At 53.9% G+C, this 16,635-nt stretch carries 17 protein-coding genes; 15 read left to right on the top strand and 2 right to left on the bottom strand.

Annotated features, from left to right (window positions below; all coding sequences use genetic code 11):
• The coding region (locus ABX962_RS00660; protein ID WP_372715649.1) for a VWA domain-containing protein at window positions 1–2,735 on the bottom strand (2,735 nt) is incomplete at its 3' end.
• Window positions 2,732–3,304: an RNA polymerase sigma factor gene (locus tag ABX962_RS00665; RefSeq protein WP_372715651.1), complete on the bottom strand. Its 573-nt coding sequence runs from the start codon at window positions 3,302–3,304 to the stop codon at window positions 2,732–2,734. The genes ABX962_RS00660 and ABX962_RS00665, both read right to left, overlap by 4 nt.
• Before the next feature lie 1,079 nt (window positions 3,305–4,383).
• On the opposite strand from ABX962_RS00665, the gene ABX962_RS00670 reads away from it, so the two are divergent.
• The 15 genes from ABX962_RS00670 to ABX962_RS00740 all read left to right on the top strand — a co-directional run bounded on the left by ABX962_RS00670 (window position 4,384) and on the right by ABX962_RS00740 (window position 16,536).
• Entirely contained in the window at window positions 4,384–5,349 is a 966-nt protein-coding gene (locus ABX962_RS00670) for a hypothetical protein (protein WP_372715653.1), read from the top strand.
• Window positions 5,350–5,602: 253 nt separating this feature from the next.
• Window positions 5,603–7,654 carry a recombinase family protein gene (locus ABX962_RS00675; RefSeq protein WP_372715655.1) on the top strand — a complete coding sequence of 684 codons (2,052 nt, stop codon included), beginning with the start codon at window positions 5,603–5,605 and terminating at the stop codon, window positions 7,652–7,654.
• A gap of 100 nt (window positions 7,655–7,754) precedes the next feature.
• Window positions 7,755–7,913, top strand: a complete 159-nt coding sequence (locus ABX962_RS00680; protein WP_372715657.1) for a hypothetical protein — start codon at window positions 7,755–7,757, stop codon at window positions 7,911–7,913.
• A gap of 221 nt (window positions 7,914–8,134) precedes the next feature.
• Complete coding sequence (locus ABX962_RS00685) at window positions 8,135–8,647, top strand: hypothetical protein (RefSeq protein WP_372715659.1); 513 nt, start codon at window positions 8,135–8,137, stop codon at window positions 8,645–8,647.
• Between the two features lie 33 nt (window positions 8,648–8,680).
• Entirely contained in the window at window positions 8,681–9,049 is a 369-nt protein-coding gene (locus ABX962_RS00690; protein WP_372715661.1) for a DUF1257 domain-containing protein, read from the top strand.
• Window positions 9,046–9,240: a DUF2997 domain-containing protein gene (locus ABX962_RS00695; protein ID WP_372715663.1), complete on the top strand. Its 195-nt coding sequence runs from the start codon at window positions 9,046–9,048 to the stop codon at window positions 9,238–9,240. The genes ABX962_RS00690 and ABX962_RS00695 overlap by 4 nt, the downstream gene beginning before the upstream one ends.
• 77 nt (window positions 9,241–9,317) lie before the next feature.
• Window positions 9,318–9,896: an ATP-dependent endonuclease gene (locus ABX962_RS00700; protein WP_372715665.1), complete on the top strand. Its 579-nt coding sequence runs from the start codon at window positions 9,318–9,320 to the stop codon at window positions 9,894–9,896.
• 27 nt (window positions 9,897–9,923) lie between these two features.
• Window positions 9,924–11,417, top strand: a complete 1,494-nt coding sequence (locus ABX962_RS00705) for an AAA family ATPase (RefSeq protein ID WP_372715667.1) — start codon at window positions 9,924–9,926, stop codon at window positions 11,415–11,417.
• 219 nt (window positions 11,418–11,636) lie between these two features.
• Window positions 11,637–12,581 carry a hypothetical protein gene (locus ABX962_RS00710; protein ID WP_372715669.1) on the top strand — a complete coding sequence of 315 codons (945 nt, stop codon included), beginning with the start codon at window positions 11,637–11,639 and terminating at the stop codon, window positions 12,579–12,581.
• 354 nt (window positions 12,582–12,935) lie between these two features.
• Window positions 12,936–13,154 carry a hypothetical protein gene (locus tag ABX962_RS00715; protein WP_345322597.1) on the top strand — a complete coding sequence of 73 codons (219 nt, stop codon included), beginning with the start codon at window positions 12,936–12,938 and terminating at the stop codon, window positions 13,152–13,154.
• A 125-nt stretch (window positions 13,155–13,279) separates the two neighbouring features.
• Window positions 13,280–13,501 carry a molybdopterin converting factor gene (locus tag ABX962_RS00720; protein ID WP_345320110.1) on the top strand — a complete coding sequence of 74 codons (222 nt, stop codon included), beginning with the start codon at window positions 13,280–13,282 and terminating at the stop codon, window positions 13,499–13,501.
• A gap of 82 nt (window positions 13,502–13,583) precedes the next feature.
• Window positions 13,584–14,609, top strand: a complete 1,026-nt coding sequence (locus ABX962_RS00725; RefSeq protein WP_372715672.1) for a hypothetical protein — start codon at window positions 13,584–13,586, stop codon at window positions 14,607–14,609.
• Window positions 14,584–15,171 (top strand): hypothetical protein, encoded by a 588-nt coding sequence (locus tag ABX962_RS00730; protein WP_372715674.1) that lies wholly within the window; start codon window positions 14,584–14,586, stop codon window positions 15,169–15,171. The genes ABX962_RS00725 and ABX962_RS00730 overlap by 26 nt, the downstream gene beginning before the upstream one ends.
• On the top strand, window positions 15,168–15,833 hold the full coding sequence (locus tag ABX962_RS00735; RefSeq protein ID WP_372715676.1) for a ThiF family adenylyltransferase: 666 nt from the start codon (window positions 15,168–15,170) through the stop codon (window positions 15,831–15,833). The genes ABX962_RS00730 and ABX962_RS00735 overlap by 4 nt, the downstream gene beginning before the upstream one ends.
• Before the next feature lie 394 nt (window positions 15,834–16,227).
• Window positions 16,228–16,536 (top strand): hypothetical protein, encoded by a 309-nt coding sequence (locus ABX962_RS00740; protein WP_372715677.1) that lies wholly within the window; start codon window positions 16,228–16,230, stop codon window positions 16,534–16,536.
• Window positions 16,537–16,635 lie beyond the last annotated feature (99 nt).

The following is a 16,635-nucleotide window of genomic DNA, read 5'->3' on the forward strand; positions in this document are numbered from 1 at the left end:
GGCTTTGCTTCGAATTGATACAACGCCACGCCGGCTTCCGCCGCCGCCATTTCGGCTGCGTCGACGTTGTCGTTGCGGAAGTCCTGTTGTTTAAGACGAAGCTTTTCGAAGCCCAGCAACTTGTAGCGTCCCACTCGTTTTGGATTGAACTCGACTTGCACTTTTACGTTCTTTGCCGAAGGACGCAGTGCCCCAGCAATCTGACTCGCAAATTCCTCATCCGCAGCCTCGTGTGAATCGAGCAGGTAGTAACGACCATCGCCTTTGCAAGCGAGCGCTTCGAGAATTTCATCATTCAATCCATCGGCACTGATCCCCGCCGCATCGAAAGCGATGCCCGCGGATCGCATCGTGGCGATCATCTGCGACAGCCGATCGGGGTTGGCATCACCAAGGTTCACCGCCCCATCGGTAAGCAAAATGATCCGGTTCTGAGCATTGTCAATGCGTTGTTCCTGGGCCTTTTCGAAAGCCAATTGCAAAGCGGCTTCGAGATTCGTGCCCCCTTCACTGGGCAAGTTTTCAACGAGTTCCACGAGCCGGCTCGATTGGTCGCCGCTGACCTTGTCGGCCAATAATCGCGGCTGACGTGCGAAGCTGATCAGTGTGACTTGATCGATCGTGTTGAGTTGTTGAGCCAGCAGGGCGAAAGCGCGGCGTACTGTTTGTTGACGATCGACTCGTTCCATCGAACCCGAGTTATCGAGCAGAAAAGTCAATCGTAGCGGCGTATGGCTGGCACGTCCCGCCGCAGCAGTACGCATCGAAACTCGCAGCAAGTTTCGTTGCTGCAAGAAGGGATGAATCGATTGTTCAACGCGGCAGGCAACTTTCTCGCTTTGGCTTGGCATTGGATCGCCGTAGTCGAAAGCATTCACGAATTCTTCGATCCGCACCTTGGCTGCCTCAGGCCACGATCCATTGGCCAGCGAGGCTCGGGCGAGCTTGAAGGATACGTCGCTGACGTGCAGCGAGAACGTGGAAAAGGCTTCCTCTGCTGCATTCTTTTCGTCCAGCCCGGCTGGAGAAGCGGTTGGAGCGACGGTGGTTCGAACAGGCTCCTTTGTTTGCAGCTCTCTCATTTTCCCTAACTCGATCGACGGTTCTACGTACCGATAGACCGGACCAGGTGAGTCGGCAGGCGACTCGCCATATCGCCGAAGTGATTCGTCCCTTTTGGACTTTTCGCTTTGAGCAATGCGGACCGAATCAATATCGAATCGATCGCCGAGTGCGTTGGGCATCGCAGGACCGCTTCCGGAGACATTTTCCGCGATACGAACCGCATTCTTCTTTTTCTCGTTTTTTTCTCGTGGCGTCCCCAAAAGGTTTGCCCCGTCATCGCGGCTGTCCCCATCGTCGTCTACCCATATACTGGTCTCTGCCTCATCCATATCCCTTTCGACACCGACGACCGGTGCATCGTTGGAGCCGCCATTGGAGAAATACAGGTCAGTGCCACCGCGCAGCCCTGACGAAAAATCGTCTGCCGAAGACACTTGCCCCGAATCCCCAGCATCTCGATTTACCGTCGCACCAAGCATGATTCGCCCCGTCCGAGCGGGGAAACCTTCGACAACGACGTCGGGCTCTTGTTCCGATAGGGGTTGCTCCAATTCTTTCACCGACAGCCCACGCGATGCGGGTTCGCTAGAACTCTCTGGCTGCCCCGCCTTACGCAGCTCTTCCATAGCTAATCCCGCAATAACTGGACTTGTAAGCTTACTATCGCCTGCACTCGGCAATCTAAAATCCTTTGCTCCCGATTCAAAAGTGGACGAGGTTCGCGCCCCCCATTCGTCACTAAACTCAACCGCAGTGCTACTTGTCACGGAATGAGGACTGACAGCGAAGTCACCCACGATAGGCTGCGACAACTCAGGACGCCGACCATTGTCGGCCTGTCGTGGCGAAACACTCTCGCTCTCCTCCCACAACTTCTCCTGCAACTCTGCTTCACTTTTTTGCAATTTGAATTCGGGACCTGACGGGAGATACTGAATATCGTCCTGCAGGTAGTAGGGGGACGGCAGAGCTTTGTTCGCATTCTGGCTAAGACTCTCGCGAATCGCCGAGAGGGCTGATTTCGAGCTGTTGCTGTACTCCCTACCTTCAACATTTTTTGTTGCTGCGGAACCAAAGTGATCCTCGCTAGCAGGTCCGCTAACCGCGTCTTCGGTCATGAAGGCATCGTAATCGGACAAGAGGTCCTCTCCATCCATCGATTCCGATGAATCAAAGAAGCTATCAGCGCTCATACGGGCGTCTTGGTGTCGGGAAGCGACACGCGCATATTGGATACTTGGCAGAAACATGCTCACGCCGAATCCCACGATCAGCAGCACGGCAGCGACCTTGGCAATATTGCCCAAAACCCAACGCCGCTTCGACCTGCTTCGCCCGACAGACTTACTGGGCTGATCCCCGGACTTGCCTGCGAGTCGAATCACTGGCGGTTCGGTTGTCTCGCCGCTGATGAACGCCAGCACTGCGTCGCGTTTTTCCGCAGGTAATTTCCAGTCCTTGTCTTTAACATCCCATTCGCCGTTGCCGACGTCTCGCATCAATCCGTGCACACGTTCGATTTCGTCTTTGAAAGCAGCGAGTTCGGCTTTCTCATCAATGAGACGCTGCAATTGATCTCGCTCAAAGTCGGAAGCTTCGCCCAACACGAGCGCAACAATGCGAGCTTCGAGTTCCGGATCGATCAACGGTTTGTTCGGTTCTTGATTCATGAATTTTCATCGATTCCGAGTGGACGCAATTTGCCTGCCAACTCTTTCAAGATGTGATGCAGACGGTAGCCGACGTTGCCAATACTGAGTCCCGTTTGGGCACTGATGTCGCGATACTTGAGATCTTTGAAATACTTCAGCTTCACCAGCTGGCGATCGGTCTCGTCAAGATCCTCGAGAATTTTTCGCAACGTTCCCGTCGCCTCGATTCGCAGCACCATTGCCTCGGGCGAGTCCGCTTCGCGATCGCACGTTTGCGTTTTGGCGTCGTCGCTGCTCAGCACTTCTCGGCGGTGATCGCGGATGTGGGTATAAACACGATTACGAACACTTCGAAACAACCAGGCCCTGGGAGAATCGATTTCGTCCCAGTGAATATGCAGCTGCAAGAACACTTCTTGCACGATTTCCTCGGCCACCGCACGGCGACCGCTGAGGGCGAACGCATAACGCAGCAGCGGCGTCTCTTCGCTGTCAAACAAAGTCCGTACGCTCAGCTCCGTTTCAACACGGGGCTCAGGCTCATCATCGGAGCTCGGTTTGAAGACTCGGGGAGTCGGTTTCAACATTCACTCGATTCGCTGCGTCTTGGCTGTCTTGGATCACGACGAGTTCATCTTCTCAAAAGGAAAGACGCGACACAGCTAATTTTATTAGAGATTTTCCGCCAGTTTTCTCGAAATGAAGCCACGAAGTGGTAAGCATTCGTAATAGCCACAAAGTGGCGTCATGCTGTAGCCATGGGCGTCAGCCCATGGACCACGAACACATCGCACACCAGTAGTCCCGAAGAGACGACAAGAGATCCCATGCCCACGATTCATGTCGCCCCTTTCAGGGCTTTGCAATCGTGTTCGCCCACGCATCGACGGGCTCTCGCCCGTGGCTACATCGTGCCGTCCCTTCGGGACTAACCGACCGCCACGAAGACGCTGCTCCGAATGGACCGGGCCAAATAAAAAACGCCGCCTGAAACGTGATGTTTCCGACGGCGTTTTTTCAATAGCGGAGGACACGGGAATCCGTCTTTTTCTTTTTTCCTATCACGATTCATATGCCACAAGTCGTTACGTGGAAGCAACTTACAGCCCGAAGATACAAGCCGACGTTTTTTGCTTATCAGAACATTTATCGGCCCTATCGGAACATGGTTTTTGCCATCCCAATCCGGAGATTCTGACGAATGATGTTTCGCCGGCGTCACAAATGTCACTCGGCGACATATCTAGTTCTGGGCGGCACCTGAACACAAAACTATGTTGAGATCATTTCGCCTAATGGACTGACGAACACAACAATCCGCTTTGTGCCGCACTCGGAATGACGAAGAAGCGTCGAACGAGCTAAATTGAGAGCGTTTTTGCGTCATATTACATGATGGACTGCTGTTAGCTTTTGGCTTCTCGCACCCTATCGCAGATTGCTAAATTGCTGACCAAAATGCGTCATATGAGTTGAATGATGATATGGCGAATGGGCCAAAATTTACTTCTCAAGCACAGCCCTATCTAAAGTCGAAAGAGCCCGTTTCAGTTTGCCTGAACCGGGCTTCTTGCGATCGTTGGATTGCTGTCCGTGGACCATGCCTCCAAGGTTGGTAATTGCCGTGTTGGTCGTCAACGCGGCAATCCCGTGACGCTCGACAGCGATGGTGGAGGACAGCAAGGGAGAGGTGGTGGGCACTGAATATATCGCAACAGTCGTGATTCATGCGAACAAGTGCCCGACAGTGTCCATACCACCATTCCACAAGCGTTCCGCTGACCGGAAATCGAAGATTTCAAAAAACAATTGTGCAGCAGGGTTTTCCCAGCCGGTAGAACCGGTAGCCAAAGACCTGTTCTCCTCAATCGCCTCTCGACTAAGATGGTGCGATATAAGTGCTCATGTGGGAGCGAGAAAATTGGTACAGGGAGGTAATGAGGTGAATGGTTTAATGACCCAGCCAAGCAATCTATCCGCAGCGGCGAGCAAAAAGCTCGAAGAAACGATGTTGAGAGTGTGCACACCCAGTATAGCGTTTGAGCTGTGGCAAAAAGTCTTTTCGTACAAAGAAACAGCAAGGCTCGGCGGCGACTTTGAGATCGCATATCGGAAGGGCGGATCGGTTGCGATGTGGTCGACTGTGCATGGCTGCACTCAGGTCCGAGCCGTGATTGATATCGCACACACTCTGAACCTTTTGACGACGAACGATCGCCGATGGTTGTTGAAGGAAACTGGTGAGTTGCTTGACGACGACGCGGCATACGATCATGCGGTCCTCAACAATGACTTGGTGCTCAATTCATTCCTTCAAGCGATTCACTGGAAGGGCGAGCAAATCGAGTTTGACTGGGCGAAACACGAAGCAAAATGGTGGTTTATGTGGAATATGGCACGCCACGCGAAGACAGGTCTGTCGATCGACCACACGGTCTTTGGTGAGCGAAAAAAGCCAAGTTGGCTGTCGAAAACTAAATCGGAAATTGTGAACCTAGAATGTTTTCCGATCACCCTCGGTGACGCGATCGTGTCCGCTGGCGCGGGTGCGCAGAAGCTAGAGGTCGCCGCAGAAGAAATTCGCCTTTTTGAGCATCATGTGGACGGAGAAATTCGCGAGTGGACTCCATAAGTTAAACTGCGATCGCAATTGCGGCACAATACTCGTGGCAACCGCTCAACCCATTGCGTGTCCTCAATCAGTCGCTTCAAAACGAACTAACGCTCTGTCTTTGACGGAGCGTTTTCTATGCGCCTGCGGAATTCTGGCCAGCGGAACGCTGGCGGAACATGCATCTTTATTCTGAACCCATCAATGATCCTTCAAGGGCCGAGCACGACGCTTAGGCTGTATCCGGAGGATCTATCTCACAGGAGGTTCAACCATGAACTCTAACATTCCTAGTATCGGCACAGCTAATGTACAACTCATCCGAAAGGCTGAAAAATGGTGGTCCGAAATGGCTGCCGTTCACAATCTTGACCTGAGTGGTTTCGATCCCGCCGCCACGCTTGAAACTCGAATCGCGTGGGCGATTACAAAAGGCTATGAGATCGGCACGATCTACTCACGCTTCAGCACGAAGCTGCAACACTCGACCGACGACCAAGTCCGCGAGAACATCCAGTGGGCTGCGAAGAACCGCGTCTATGTCCCACCTGAATTGATTTCAGTCGATGAAGGCGTCAAGGGTAAAAGGATTCAGCGTGCCGGTCTCGATCGAACGAAGGCAATCCTTTCCGAGCGACAGGCAAAGGTCTTGCTGGTGTACAAGATGAGTCGATTGTTTCGTCAGGCTGGCAAAGGCTACCAATTCGTCAATGAGGAAGTTGTCGAAGAAGGGCTGCGAGCAGTCAGCGTCTCACAAGGAATCGACACCAATGATCGCAAGACGTGGAAGTTACAACTACAGATTCACGGCATCATGGACGATATGTTGCTCGATGCGATCGCCGACCACGTCCGCTCTGGATTGACAGGGCTTTTTCTGAATAATTGGACGACAGGAGCAATTGGAATTGGATATCGGCGGAGAGTAATTCCAGGTGCTCCGCTTACCAATCGTGGCAGACCACGCACGATGCCAGAAGTTGATCCAGAGACGGCGAAGCTCATCAACGAACATGCTCAGCTTTTGCTCAATGGCATGTCCGTTCGGGAGGGCGTTCGTCGTTGGAATGCTGCTGGCGGCGCAGTCGATCCGCGTGCATCGACAGGGAAACTGCAATATGCCTGCTACCGGCGTCTTTTCGCGAACGAGCGGTTAGTCGGCAAATGGGAGTTTGGTCGCAAACGAAATCAATTTTCGACAAAACTAGACAACGTCAAGCAGATCGAGCAACCCGATGACGAGGTCACCACTGTTCAATGCGAAGAACTTCGTATTTTGGACGACGAGACGTTTGAGAAGCTACGAGTCAAATTTGAAGGGAGCAAAACTGGTCCTCGAGGGCCACGTAAGCCCAAGACATTGCAACTCTGGGATCTGACGACCGAATTCTTCTTCTGCGAAAGTTGCAGTACATCAGCGTCGCTCGTAAGGTTCTATCAAACCGGTGCACAGGGTACAGGGATGCATTGCAAGAACGGTGACCAGTGCAAATGCAAGTCGGCCGTGCGGCGTCGAGATGCGGTTGAAGCCGTATGTCGTGAATTGACCAAGTCGATTTCTTGCGATGCTGAATTGATCGAATCTGTAGTGTTGAAAAGCCAAGAACTCGATTCGCGAGCAGATCACGGCCTTGACGATCAACTCGCCAAGTCTCGCCGGAAACTGGCTGTACTTGGAAACCGTGTCAATGATCTCTTCGAGATGTCTGGGGAAGGCACGGAGGCGGACCGCAAGGAGACAAAGGCACGGCTTCGCGCGGCACAAGCGGAACGTAGTGCGATGCAAAGCGAAGTCAATCGACTGCAAACGCGCATCAACGGTGAGACGAATACCTTGACGGTTGCTGAGATTCGACAGCGTCTTACCGAGATGTCGAATCTGTTATCGGACGCATCAACGGGAGAGTTGGGCGAAGACGCTCTCTATCAAGCTCTTGCGATCTTTCGATCGTTGACCGGCGGGCAGATCATGGTGCGTGTTGAACAGCGAGTAAATCGTAAGCAGTCCAATGTTCGCGGCACCTTTCAACTGCGGCTACTCGACAGTTTTAATCGTTCATCGAACGATGGTGAAACTCAGTCGTCCGATTCCATCACAGTGTGGCTTCGGAAGCCCCCACGACTTGATGCCATCGCCGAGCGGGTCCACCAACTGATTGACATCGAGGGTGCGAGCCATCGTGAAACGGCAAAGCAACTCCAGCAAGAAGGACACAAAGTCAACTCCGGCAACGTTTGGTACAGCTACCGACGGTGGTACGAAATGCAGGGGCTTGAACCACCAGCGGTTCCATACAACAACGGCCATAAGCGACGGTCTGCATAGCTCGCAGTCGATCACCCACAAGATTCACAAACGCTTCGCTTTCAAGTGAGGCGTTTTTCATGCGCAGTCGCGCCAATCGACATTACAAAAAAGGAATGCGATGCCTAAGCCAAATGCGAAGGGACAGAAACCTGAACCTGACAAACCAGAGCGAGCGCAGGTCGTCAACAACCTTGCTCACTTGATCATTCAAGCCCATCGGCGTGATCAATCAACTCGCGATAAGGCTGATCGGCCGAGTCGTGAACCAAACAGCTAAATTGGACGCAAAAACGCGGCATATAAGTTGAGGGATATCTTAGCCCTCGATGCCCACTGGATCCATTTACTCAACCTAACGGAGGTGCCAACTGACGCACATCATCTTAACAATTATGACTGTTGCCATGCTACTGTTGGTCGTCGCGCTAATCAAAGAGCGAAGACTGCGGATCGCACTGCAGCAGATTCTCAAACGACTCGTTCAACAATGGAGGACGGATGAACCTGAACCCGACCCTGCAACGGTTCGCGATGATGATCGTGATTCTTTCGATGGCGGGATGCGAAGTAGACAAAGACGATCGTCTCGTTGAAATGTCCGGGCGACACGAACGTCGTCAAGCCGAACAAACACAGCAAGCCAACCAACTTCATCGCGAAGTGACCGCCATGCAGCGAGAGGTGCAGGCTGAGCGAACCGCCATCGGGCAGCAACGAGATCAACTCGAGACGGATCGTCGATCGCTAGCGAATGAGCGTCGCTACGATTCGCTGACCGCTGCAGCGATCATCAATGCAGGACTATGGATTGCGTGTCTTTTGCCACTCGTGATTGTATGGCACTTACTCCGCCAACCGGATGCTCCCGCCGACGATCATGTGATCATCGACGTATTGTTGGGAGACCTTGTCGCGGATCACCCGCAATTGCTGTCGCGTCTGCCTTCTGTCTCATCAAATGCACGGCGACTGCCTTCTGAGTCGCAAGTTGGCGACGACAAAACCGCATAATTTTCACTAACTCTAATTTTAAAGGAAAACGCTTTGTCACACATTGTCACGATCACGACCGAGATTCGCGATCCGGTCGCTTTGCGGGCATCTTGCCTTCGACTTGAACTCGACGAACCGGTGCATCAAACCGTGAAGCTCTTCAGCGCCGAGGCGACTGGATATTGCGTCCAGTTACCTCGCTGGCGTTACCCCGTCGTCTGCGACACGACTGCGGGGATGATTCACTTCGATAATTACGAATGCAACTGGGGCGAACAGTCCCATCTCGATCGACTTATCCAGCGGTACGCGGTTGAAAAATCCGTATTGGAAGCACATAAGCAGGGTCACTCGGTGACCGAACAACCGCTCGCTGATGGATCAATCAAGCTCACGGTTCACGTTGGAGGTGCGAGTTGAAAACAATTCAAATCACCGTTGCCCCCACTGGCGAAACGAAGGTCGAAACCCAGGGTTTTTCAGGAAGCGGATGCCGCGAGGCGAGTCAATTTCTGGAGGCTGCCCTGGGGACGAGATGCTCCGAAAAGCTAACTGCGGAATTTTACGCAAGCCAATCACAATCCGAAAACCAAACTCAACGGGAGGGATAATCGACACTCTTAAACAAGCCCATTTACCTGTCACTCAAATTTGCGACTCCGTTCGGCTGCTAATGGTTGTCGAAGGCATGAATGATATTGAGTTCTTGCGCCGCATCTCCTTGATGCTCCATGCCGATGACAGTCGCCTTCCGAATCTGGCGGAGATGGAACGGCAAGAGGAGTTGATATTCGTGCCGTTTGGCGGCGGTCACGTGCGAGCCTGGGCCGAGCGTCTCGGTCCGCTCGCTCGTCCGGAGTTCCATCTCTACGACCACGAGCTTCCGCCGGAAACTGAACTTCGGCGAAAAGCTGCAAACGCCGTGAATGAGCGTCCGCGATGCCAAGCCGTTCTCACTCAAAAGCGGTGCCTCGAAAACTACCTGCATCCGGACGCCATCTTCGCTGCTAGCGGTATTCACATCAAGTTCGACGACTTTGATTGTGTCGCCGAACTAACCGCTCGTGAACTTTATCGTAAGCGTCCAGGTGAGATTGCTTGGCAGTTGCAGGCTCGTCGTTCGCAAAGCCGTATGGCGAATCGTTCGAAACGATGGCTCAACACCAAAGCCGCCCGACAAATGACGCCGGCGATGCTTGGCGAGCAAGACCGCGGTGCCGAAATTATTTCTTGGATGCTGGCGATCAACGAACTGCTCGCATCCTAACTCTCAACCCAATCCATAGGGAAATCTATGAAATTATCAGAACGCTTGGTCGAACTGGTGCGAGCCTGTTTCACCGGCATCTGGATCGAGTCCCATGAGCACGACGATGCGTTGCTCGAAATTACCCAACTCTGTCGCGAACAAGAGTGGCGACTTGCCACCTGGGACATCGACCAGGGATTGCGTGTTCGCGGTAGCACCAGCATGGACGATGGCGGCGCGGCGGACCCTTTGGCCGCAATTCGTGCGATGAAGTCGCTCGGTTCGGATGAAACGGCGTCTTTGATTGTACTAACCAACTTTCATCGCTTCTTGGGTTCGACCGAAGTGATGCAGGCACTGGCAAGACAAATCGTGGATGGGAAATCGAACCGCACAATCTTCATCATCCTGTCTCCGATCGTACAGATCCCGACGGAACTTGAAAAACTGTTCATCGTTGTCGACCATCCGCTTCCGACACGCGAACAATTGAAAGAGATCGCCGAGGGCATCGCTACCGAAGACGGCGAACTCCCCAGCGCCGACCGACTCGAAACGGTGCTCGATGCGGCAATGGGGTTGACGCGATTGGAGGCTGAGAACGCTTTCGGATTGAGCCTAGTTCGTGATTCCGTGATCCAGCCCGAATCGGTTTGGGAACTGAAGGCGAGCATGCTCAAAAAGTCTGGCCTGCTTCAGCTCTACAAGAGCAGTGACGATTTCACGTCACTCGGCGGGCTGGACAGCTTGAAGGCGTTTTGCAAACGGTCGCTGCTCCAGCACGGGCGTGACAATCCGCTGAAGCAACCTCGTGGCGTACTGTTGCTGGGTGTTCCAGGAACCGGCAAGTCGGCATTCGCCAAAGCACTTGGTAAAGAGGCCGGACGTCCCACGCTTATCCTCGATATCGGGGCATTGATGGGGAGTCTTGTGGGCCAGACGGAACAAAATGTTCGCCGGGCGCTGCAAATCGCAGACGCCATGGCGCCCTGCATTTTGTTCATTGATGAGATCGAGAAGGCTCTCAGTGGGGCGGCGGGATCGGGGCAAAACGATTCGGGTGTGTCGTCGCGTATGCTGGGCACGTTGCTCAGCTGGATGAATGACCATACCTCGAACGTCTACCTGATCGCGACCTGCAACGATATCACGCGGATGCCTCCGGAGCTCTCTCGTGCTGAGCGGTTCGACGGAATCGTGTTCCTCGATCTTCCGCAGCGTGATCAGAAAGATCGAATCTGGACCCAATACATCGACATGTTTGGGCTGGATGCAAAACAGAAGCGCCCGGTCGATGAGAAATGGACCGGCGCGGAAATCCGAGCTTGTTGCCGACTATCTGCCCTGCTGGACATTCCGCTTTCACAAGCGGGGTTGAATGTTGTTCCCGTCGCAGTCACGGCAACTGAATCGGTGGACCGTTTGCGGCAATGGGCCAGCGGGCGTTGCTTGGATGCGGAAAAGTCTGGAATTTACCAGCATGATGCCAAGCCACAATCGCGGCGCCGGGTGTCGCGTGCCAATCCGTCTCAGAATTGAGGCGTTTTAACGTGCTCACTCAAAACCAACTCGCCACGATCCGGGCAGCACTGCGATTTTGGAAGGATGAGATGGCTCGCGCAGACAAATCCACCACTCGACATTACTTCGATGTCTCCCCGCATCCGGTGCTAACCGCTGACGAAATCGAAACCATCATTGATCGGCTTCGATTTGACCCGCTTAATTTGTGACACCAACTCAAACAAAGGAGAATCCATGAGCACCATGCTCGAAGATCCAGTTACCCATAGCCAAACATCACACGGCACGCGGCTTCAAGCCGAAACGACCGCCGCGCGGTTGCACATCCGCTGGCCCGGCACTCGCAAGAGTCTCAGTCGTGACCAGAAACTACAAGCGGCCGGCGCGTTCGACGCCGACAGCCGCACGCTCTCTGCGGCCAAACGTCTCTTCGACACATCGCATCCTTCGTTCCGCGCCGTCTCGGCGATCAAGTCCAAGGCGAGTGCATTGTGGAAAGGCATGACCTTGCCGTATATCGAACCTGGCGTCCGGTTGTTACGCCGCGGCGATGTTTCGGAGTTTGACGATCGAATGATCGTCATCCAAGTGGAACTTAGCGAAGCCGTCGACGAACTCGACCTCAGTTTCGCGGAACTCGTCGATCAAGCCCGCAATCAACTCGGGCACCTGTTCGATCCAACAGACTATCCCGACTCCGTCTCGGATCTGTTCGGGATAACCTGGGATTTTCCGTCGGTCACACCGCCTGCGTATCTGCGGACGGTCAATCCGGAGTTGTACGAACAAGAATGCCAACGTGTGAAAGCGAAGTTCGCTGAAGCCGTTGAACTGGCCGAGCAAACATTTGCCGAAGAACTCTCGCAGTTGGTTGGTCATCTGGCCGAACGCTTGTCCGGTTCGGTGGATGGGAAGCCGAAAGTCTTTCGTGACTCTGCCATTGCCAACCTAAATGAGTTCTTCGGACGATTTCAGCATCTCAACATTGGAAGCAACGACGATCTCAATCAACTAGTTGAGAACGCAAGGCAGGTGATTACTGGAGTCGACCCACAAGATCTACGAGATCGATCGTCATTGCGCGAACGAGTGGCTCGCTCTTTGACCGAGGTCGAAACGAGTCTCGATGAGTTGATGACCGATCGACCGCGTCGGAACATCATCCGAGGTCCCCGGTGAAGACCATCGATTTAGTCGTCGCAACTAACGGCGAGACTCAAATGATTTTCGATGATCGCCTTGATGTTCGCTCAGTCGGTTGCATCGCAATCCGGCGTGGTTCACACGTGGAGCCAACTCTCGACGGTCAATGGACCGCAGATTTTTCCCCGGTCGATGGTCCGACACTCGGACCTTTCGACAAACGTAGCGAAGCCTTGGCAGCAGAAGTGGCTTGGCTTCAGCAGAATTGGCTAACTCGCTCGCGAGGGTAGCCGTTCCATTTTTACCGTTATCGCAAAGCCCCGATCGTTTGACTTCAAGTCAGACGGTCGGGGCTTTTTTCGTTTCCCCTCTCAGTAAGGAACCTATCCGATGAACCAAAACGAACTCAATCGTGCCGTGGCTGCTGCTACCGGAGACACTGTTTCCGCAGTTAAACGTCTCGGTTTCATGCTTCTTGACCCTGCCATTCCCATCGACGACCCGACCGATCCCGTGCACGGCGGTCGCGTTATCGACTGGGATGACTTCGACCTCTTTCGCGAGGATCTCGATGAAGGCCGCTTCGATCCCGAAGCCGCACTCTGCTAACGCGATGAAACCTCATCGTAATAAGCAACCAAACGTAACGAGCCGCCGCTTTCCCATTCGAGGGCAGCGGCGGCTTCGTTTTCCCAAACGCAAGTTTACCTCCCAAAAACCCAAGAGAATTAAACATGAAGGTACTCCTCATCTCCAATGACGCTGGCGGCTACGCCCACCACGTCGACGCTCCCGAAAACACCACTGTCCAGCAGATGTTCGAGCGACATGTGGGCAGGTTCCATGCCGACAGTTATCTGATCCGTGTCAATCGGCAACCAGCCCCCGCGGATCAAGTGCTCCGTGATGGCGACCGCGTCAGCTTTACGCCACTCAAAATCGAAGGCGCGGTCTGATTTCTATGTTCATTGCCCAGTCGGGGTGGTTTGATTGCAAGTAGCCGACCATCTCGACAGGGCCTCTTTTGGAGCCAATGTTATGACGAACGAAATCACGCACGATTACCGGGCGGCAGTCGAAATCCTGAACTCGCTAAAAGGCGTTCAGGCTCCGAAGGCAATGACTGCACTGGACGAGTCGTTCGATCAGTGTCGTCGCTGGCGGCGACGGCTTGAGGCTTCCACCGCAAGGAATTGGAACGCCGCAGCAAAGGATGCCACCGACCGACTGCGAGGGGCACTCGATGTGCTGCGAATGCGATCGGCTCACGTGATCGACGACTTGAATCGTCTTGCTAAACCACGCCTCGAACCGACGGTAACGTCCGTCTATCGAGAGATCGAAGCACTCCGCGGCGAGTTCAAGAGCGTCACGATCGATCGCGTAAAGCAACGACTCACAGTCCAGACATCGAGCATCTCGCTCGAGTACGTTGAGCTCGGAAGCTTCGAGATCTGTTTGAATTGGAAGTTCATTAAGGAGTCATCTCCGTATGAAGTGATCGCAGTCGAGCCGAACTGCCCTTCATCCAATGACAGCGTCACGCATCCTCACGTGCAAGGCGAAACGCTTTGCGAAGGGGAAGGGTCAGACGCGATCCGGCGATCCCTCGATGAGGGACGCATCTACGACTTCTTTTGCATCGTCGATCACGTACTGCGGAATTACAACCCCGATTCAGCCTACGTGCAAATCGAAGATTGGAACGGAGTCAGCTGCAAATCATGTGGCGACAACGTCGACCGAGACGAAGTCGTCGGCTGCTGCAAATGCGAAACCGAATTATGTCCCGATTGTAGCACCTCCTGCGAATCCTGCGTGGACCGGTTTTGCAATGAGTGCATCTCGTCCTGCGAAGGCTGTGGCGACGATGTTTGTCAAACGTGCCTGAAGTCGTGCGACGACTGCGGCAATTCTTTCTGTAACGCCTGTCTCTTTGAAGGAACCTGTGATGATTGCATCACCAAACAAAACGAAGCGAGTGAAGAAGAATGCGGAGAAGTCAAGCAAACGGTCGCTGCGGTTCACACCGTACGCGATGGCAAAGCTTCTGTACCTGCGTGATATTGGCCCCACCGAAGTCGGTGGATTCGGCATCTCCAACGCCAGCGACCTGTTGCTCGTTGAAGATATTCAACTTGTCGAACAAGTTTGCTCAGTCGTCTCGGTCGAATTCAACGACGACAGCGTTGCCGACTTTTTCGACAAACAAGTTGACGCCGGTCGTCAGCCGGAACAGTTCGCGAGAATCTGGATTCACACGCACCCAGGTGCGTCGCCGTCTCCAAGCGGCACCGATGAAGAAACGTTCGACCATTGTTTCGGTGGCGTCGACTGGGCGATAATGCATATTATCGCCGAGGAGGGTAACACCTACACGCGAGCACGCTTTAACGTCGGCCCAGGAACTGAACGACGACTACGATGCCGTACCGTATTCGACACTGAGTTTCCGGCCTCCGACCACGAAGCTTGGTTCATTGAATACTGTGACAACGTGACGGTCTACGATCCGTTTTCCTCACGTCACACATTCGCCGAAACGTTCGAGGATGCCGACTGGTGGGAACGGAACGCTTCGGCAGCCGATCGGTGGAGCGATCGTCTATTGGAGGCAGGGCATTGAGTGCAACGTCAAATCGTTTCGAGCGTCAAAGCCAACTGGTCCCGATGGCCCGGTTGGCAGAAGTCACCGCAACGGTGATCGGTGTCGGCGCGATCGGACGCCAAGTCGCCCTACAACTCGCCTCGATCGGCACACCGAGAATCCAACTGATCGACTTCGATAGCGTTGACTTGTCCAACACGACAACGCAGGGCTACCGAAAGCACGAGGTTGGATTGGCGAAGCCTTTTGCGACGTCGCAAGCCATCGGCGAAATTGACCCAACCATCGAAGTCATTCGATTGGAGGATCGTTTTCGTCCGCGCCAAGAAATCGGCAATGCAGTCTTCTGCTGCGTCGATTCAATTGCCGCAAGATCTGCGATTTGGAAAGCAGTCCGAGGACGTTCGGCATTCTGGGCTGACGGTCGCATGTTGGGCGAAGTACTACGAGTTCTCGCTGTCACTGACGGTGCGTCCTCAACTCACTATGACTCGACGTTGTTTGCTGCGTCAGAGGCCCAGCAGGGAACCTGCACGTCACGCAGCACGATCTACGCTGCCAGCATCGCGGCGGGAATCATGGTCCACCAGTTCACACGCTGGCTCCGCGACATTCCGACCGACGCCGACACCAGCATCAATTTGCTGTCTTGCGAATGGACCGTCCGCGACGCTTCCTAACAAAACGAATGGGGCACTAGCATTCACCAAGGCACTCAGCCCCAATACGAATTCTCAAGGAGGAAAAATTGAAGAATTAGCAGGATGGATCATCATCGGCTTCGTCACATGGTGGTTCTACAAAACCCGCAAACGCACTGGTAGCAGCTAAGGCTGCAACGTCGGACGCAGCCGAAGTCATCCCAACCATCGCTGACCACCAGTACGCCGTGGCCGCCATCCGGGGCGGTCACGGCGTTTCTTTTTTAGCTATCAGTGGCCACGCAACAGTAAAATCATTTGGTGAAATCCAAAGTCCGCCTTTCCACGAACAGGTCAGCACGTTAACCATTCGCCTGGTCAATGAAATCGATGAGTTTGGACGCTCTGACGAGCGTCCGGTGTCGGCCATCGGATGCTGGCGTCCAAAACACGAATAGAGAGCCCGCGCAACGCGAAAAAGAGTCCGCGTACCTTTTCTTCACGTCGGCTGCTTGGCCAGATGGTCGAATATCGTCACCGCGATCCAGCTGAGCACCGGAAACTCCTCATTGAATCGGGAGCCAGCGACATGGCCGCCGATCTCCGGCTCGGGCTCGACCGGCTCTTCAAGGACTCGGTCCTTGCGGAAACGACCAACACGATCCTGGACCTCACGGGCAAGAAGGCACGGTCCGTCTCAGGCTGGTTGAGTGACAACCTCTCGCTGTTCCAACGGACGTAGCAGCGTTGACGATTGAACCGCGCCAATTTGCCAAGGAGCGAGCCGAAGCCAGACGCTGATGTTTGGCGATGATCAGCGAGTTTTAACACGAAGAATTAT

The sequence above is a fragment of the Novipirellula sp. genome (genome assembly GCF_041583735.1).
Classification (GTDB): Bacteria; Planctomycetota; Planctomycetia; order Pirellulales; family Pirellulaceae; genus Novipirellula.

Excerpts from the sequence above, each read along its gene's own strand:
- ABX962_RS00685 (WP_372715659.1), top strand. The coding sequence starts at position 8,135 with ATGAACCTGAACCCGACCCTGCAACGGTTCGCGATGATGATCGTGATT.
- ABX962_RS00675 (WP_372715655.1), top strand. The coding sequence starts at position 5,603 with ATGAACTCTAACATTCCTAGTATCGGCACAGCTAATGTACAACTCATC.
- ABX962_RS00705 (WP_372715667.1), top strand. The coding sequence starts at position 9,924 with ATGAAATTATCAGAACGCTTGGTCGAACTGGTGCGAGCCTGTTTCACC.
- ABX962_RS00740 (WP_372715677.1), top strand. The coding sequence starts at position 16,228 with ATGCTGGCGTCCAAAACACGAATAGAGAGCCCGCGCAACGCGAAAAAG.
- ABX962_RS00710 (WP_372715669.1), top strand. The coding sequence starts at position 11,637 with ATGAGCACCATGCTCGAAGATCCAGTTACCCATAGCCAAACATCACAC.
- ABX962_RS00720 (WP_345320110.1), top strand. The coding sequence starts at position 13,280 with ATGAAGGTACTCCTCATCTCCAATGACGCTGGCGGCTACGCCCACCAC.
- ABX962_RS00700 (WP_372715665.1), top strand. The coding sequence starts at position 9,318 with ATGAATGATATTGAGTTCTTGCGCCGCATCTCCTTGATGCTCCATGCC.
- ABX962_RS00680 (WP_372715657.1), top strand. The coding sequence starts at position 7,755 with ATGCCTAAGCCAAATGCGAAGGGACAGAAACCTGAACCTGACAAACCA.
- ABX962_RS00715 (WP_345322597.1), top strand. The coding sequence starts at position 12,936 with ATGAACCAAAACGAACTCAATCGTGCCGTGGCTGCTGCTACCGGAGAC.
- ABX962_RS00670 (WP_372715653.1), top strand. The coding sequence starts at position 4,384 with ATGGTGGAGGACAGCAAGGGAGAGGTGGTGGGCACTGAATATATCGCA.
- ABX962_RS00730 (WP_372715674.1), top strand. The coding sequence starts at position 14,584 with ATGGCAAAGCTTCTGTACCTGCGTGATATTGGCCCCACCGAAGTCGGT.
- ABX962_RS00665 (WP_372715651.1), bottom strand. The coding sequence starts at position 3,304 with ATGTTGAAACCGACTCCCCGAGTCTTCAAACCGAGCTCCGATGATGAG.
- ABX962_RS00725 (WP_372715672.1), top strand. The coding sequence starts at position 13,584 with ATGACGAACGAAATCACGCACGATTACCGGGCGGCAGTCGAAATCCTG.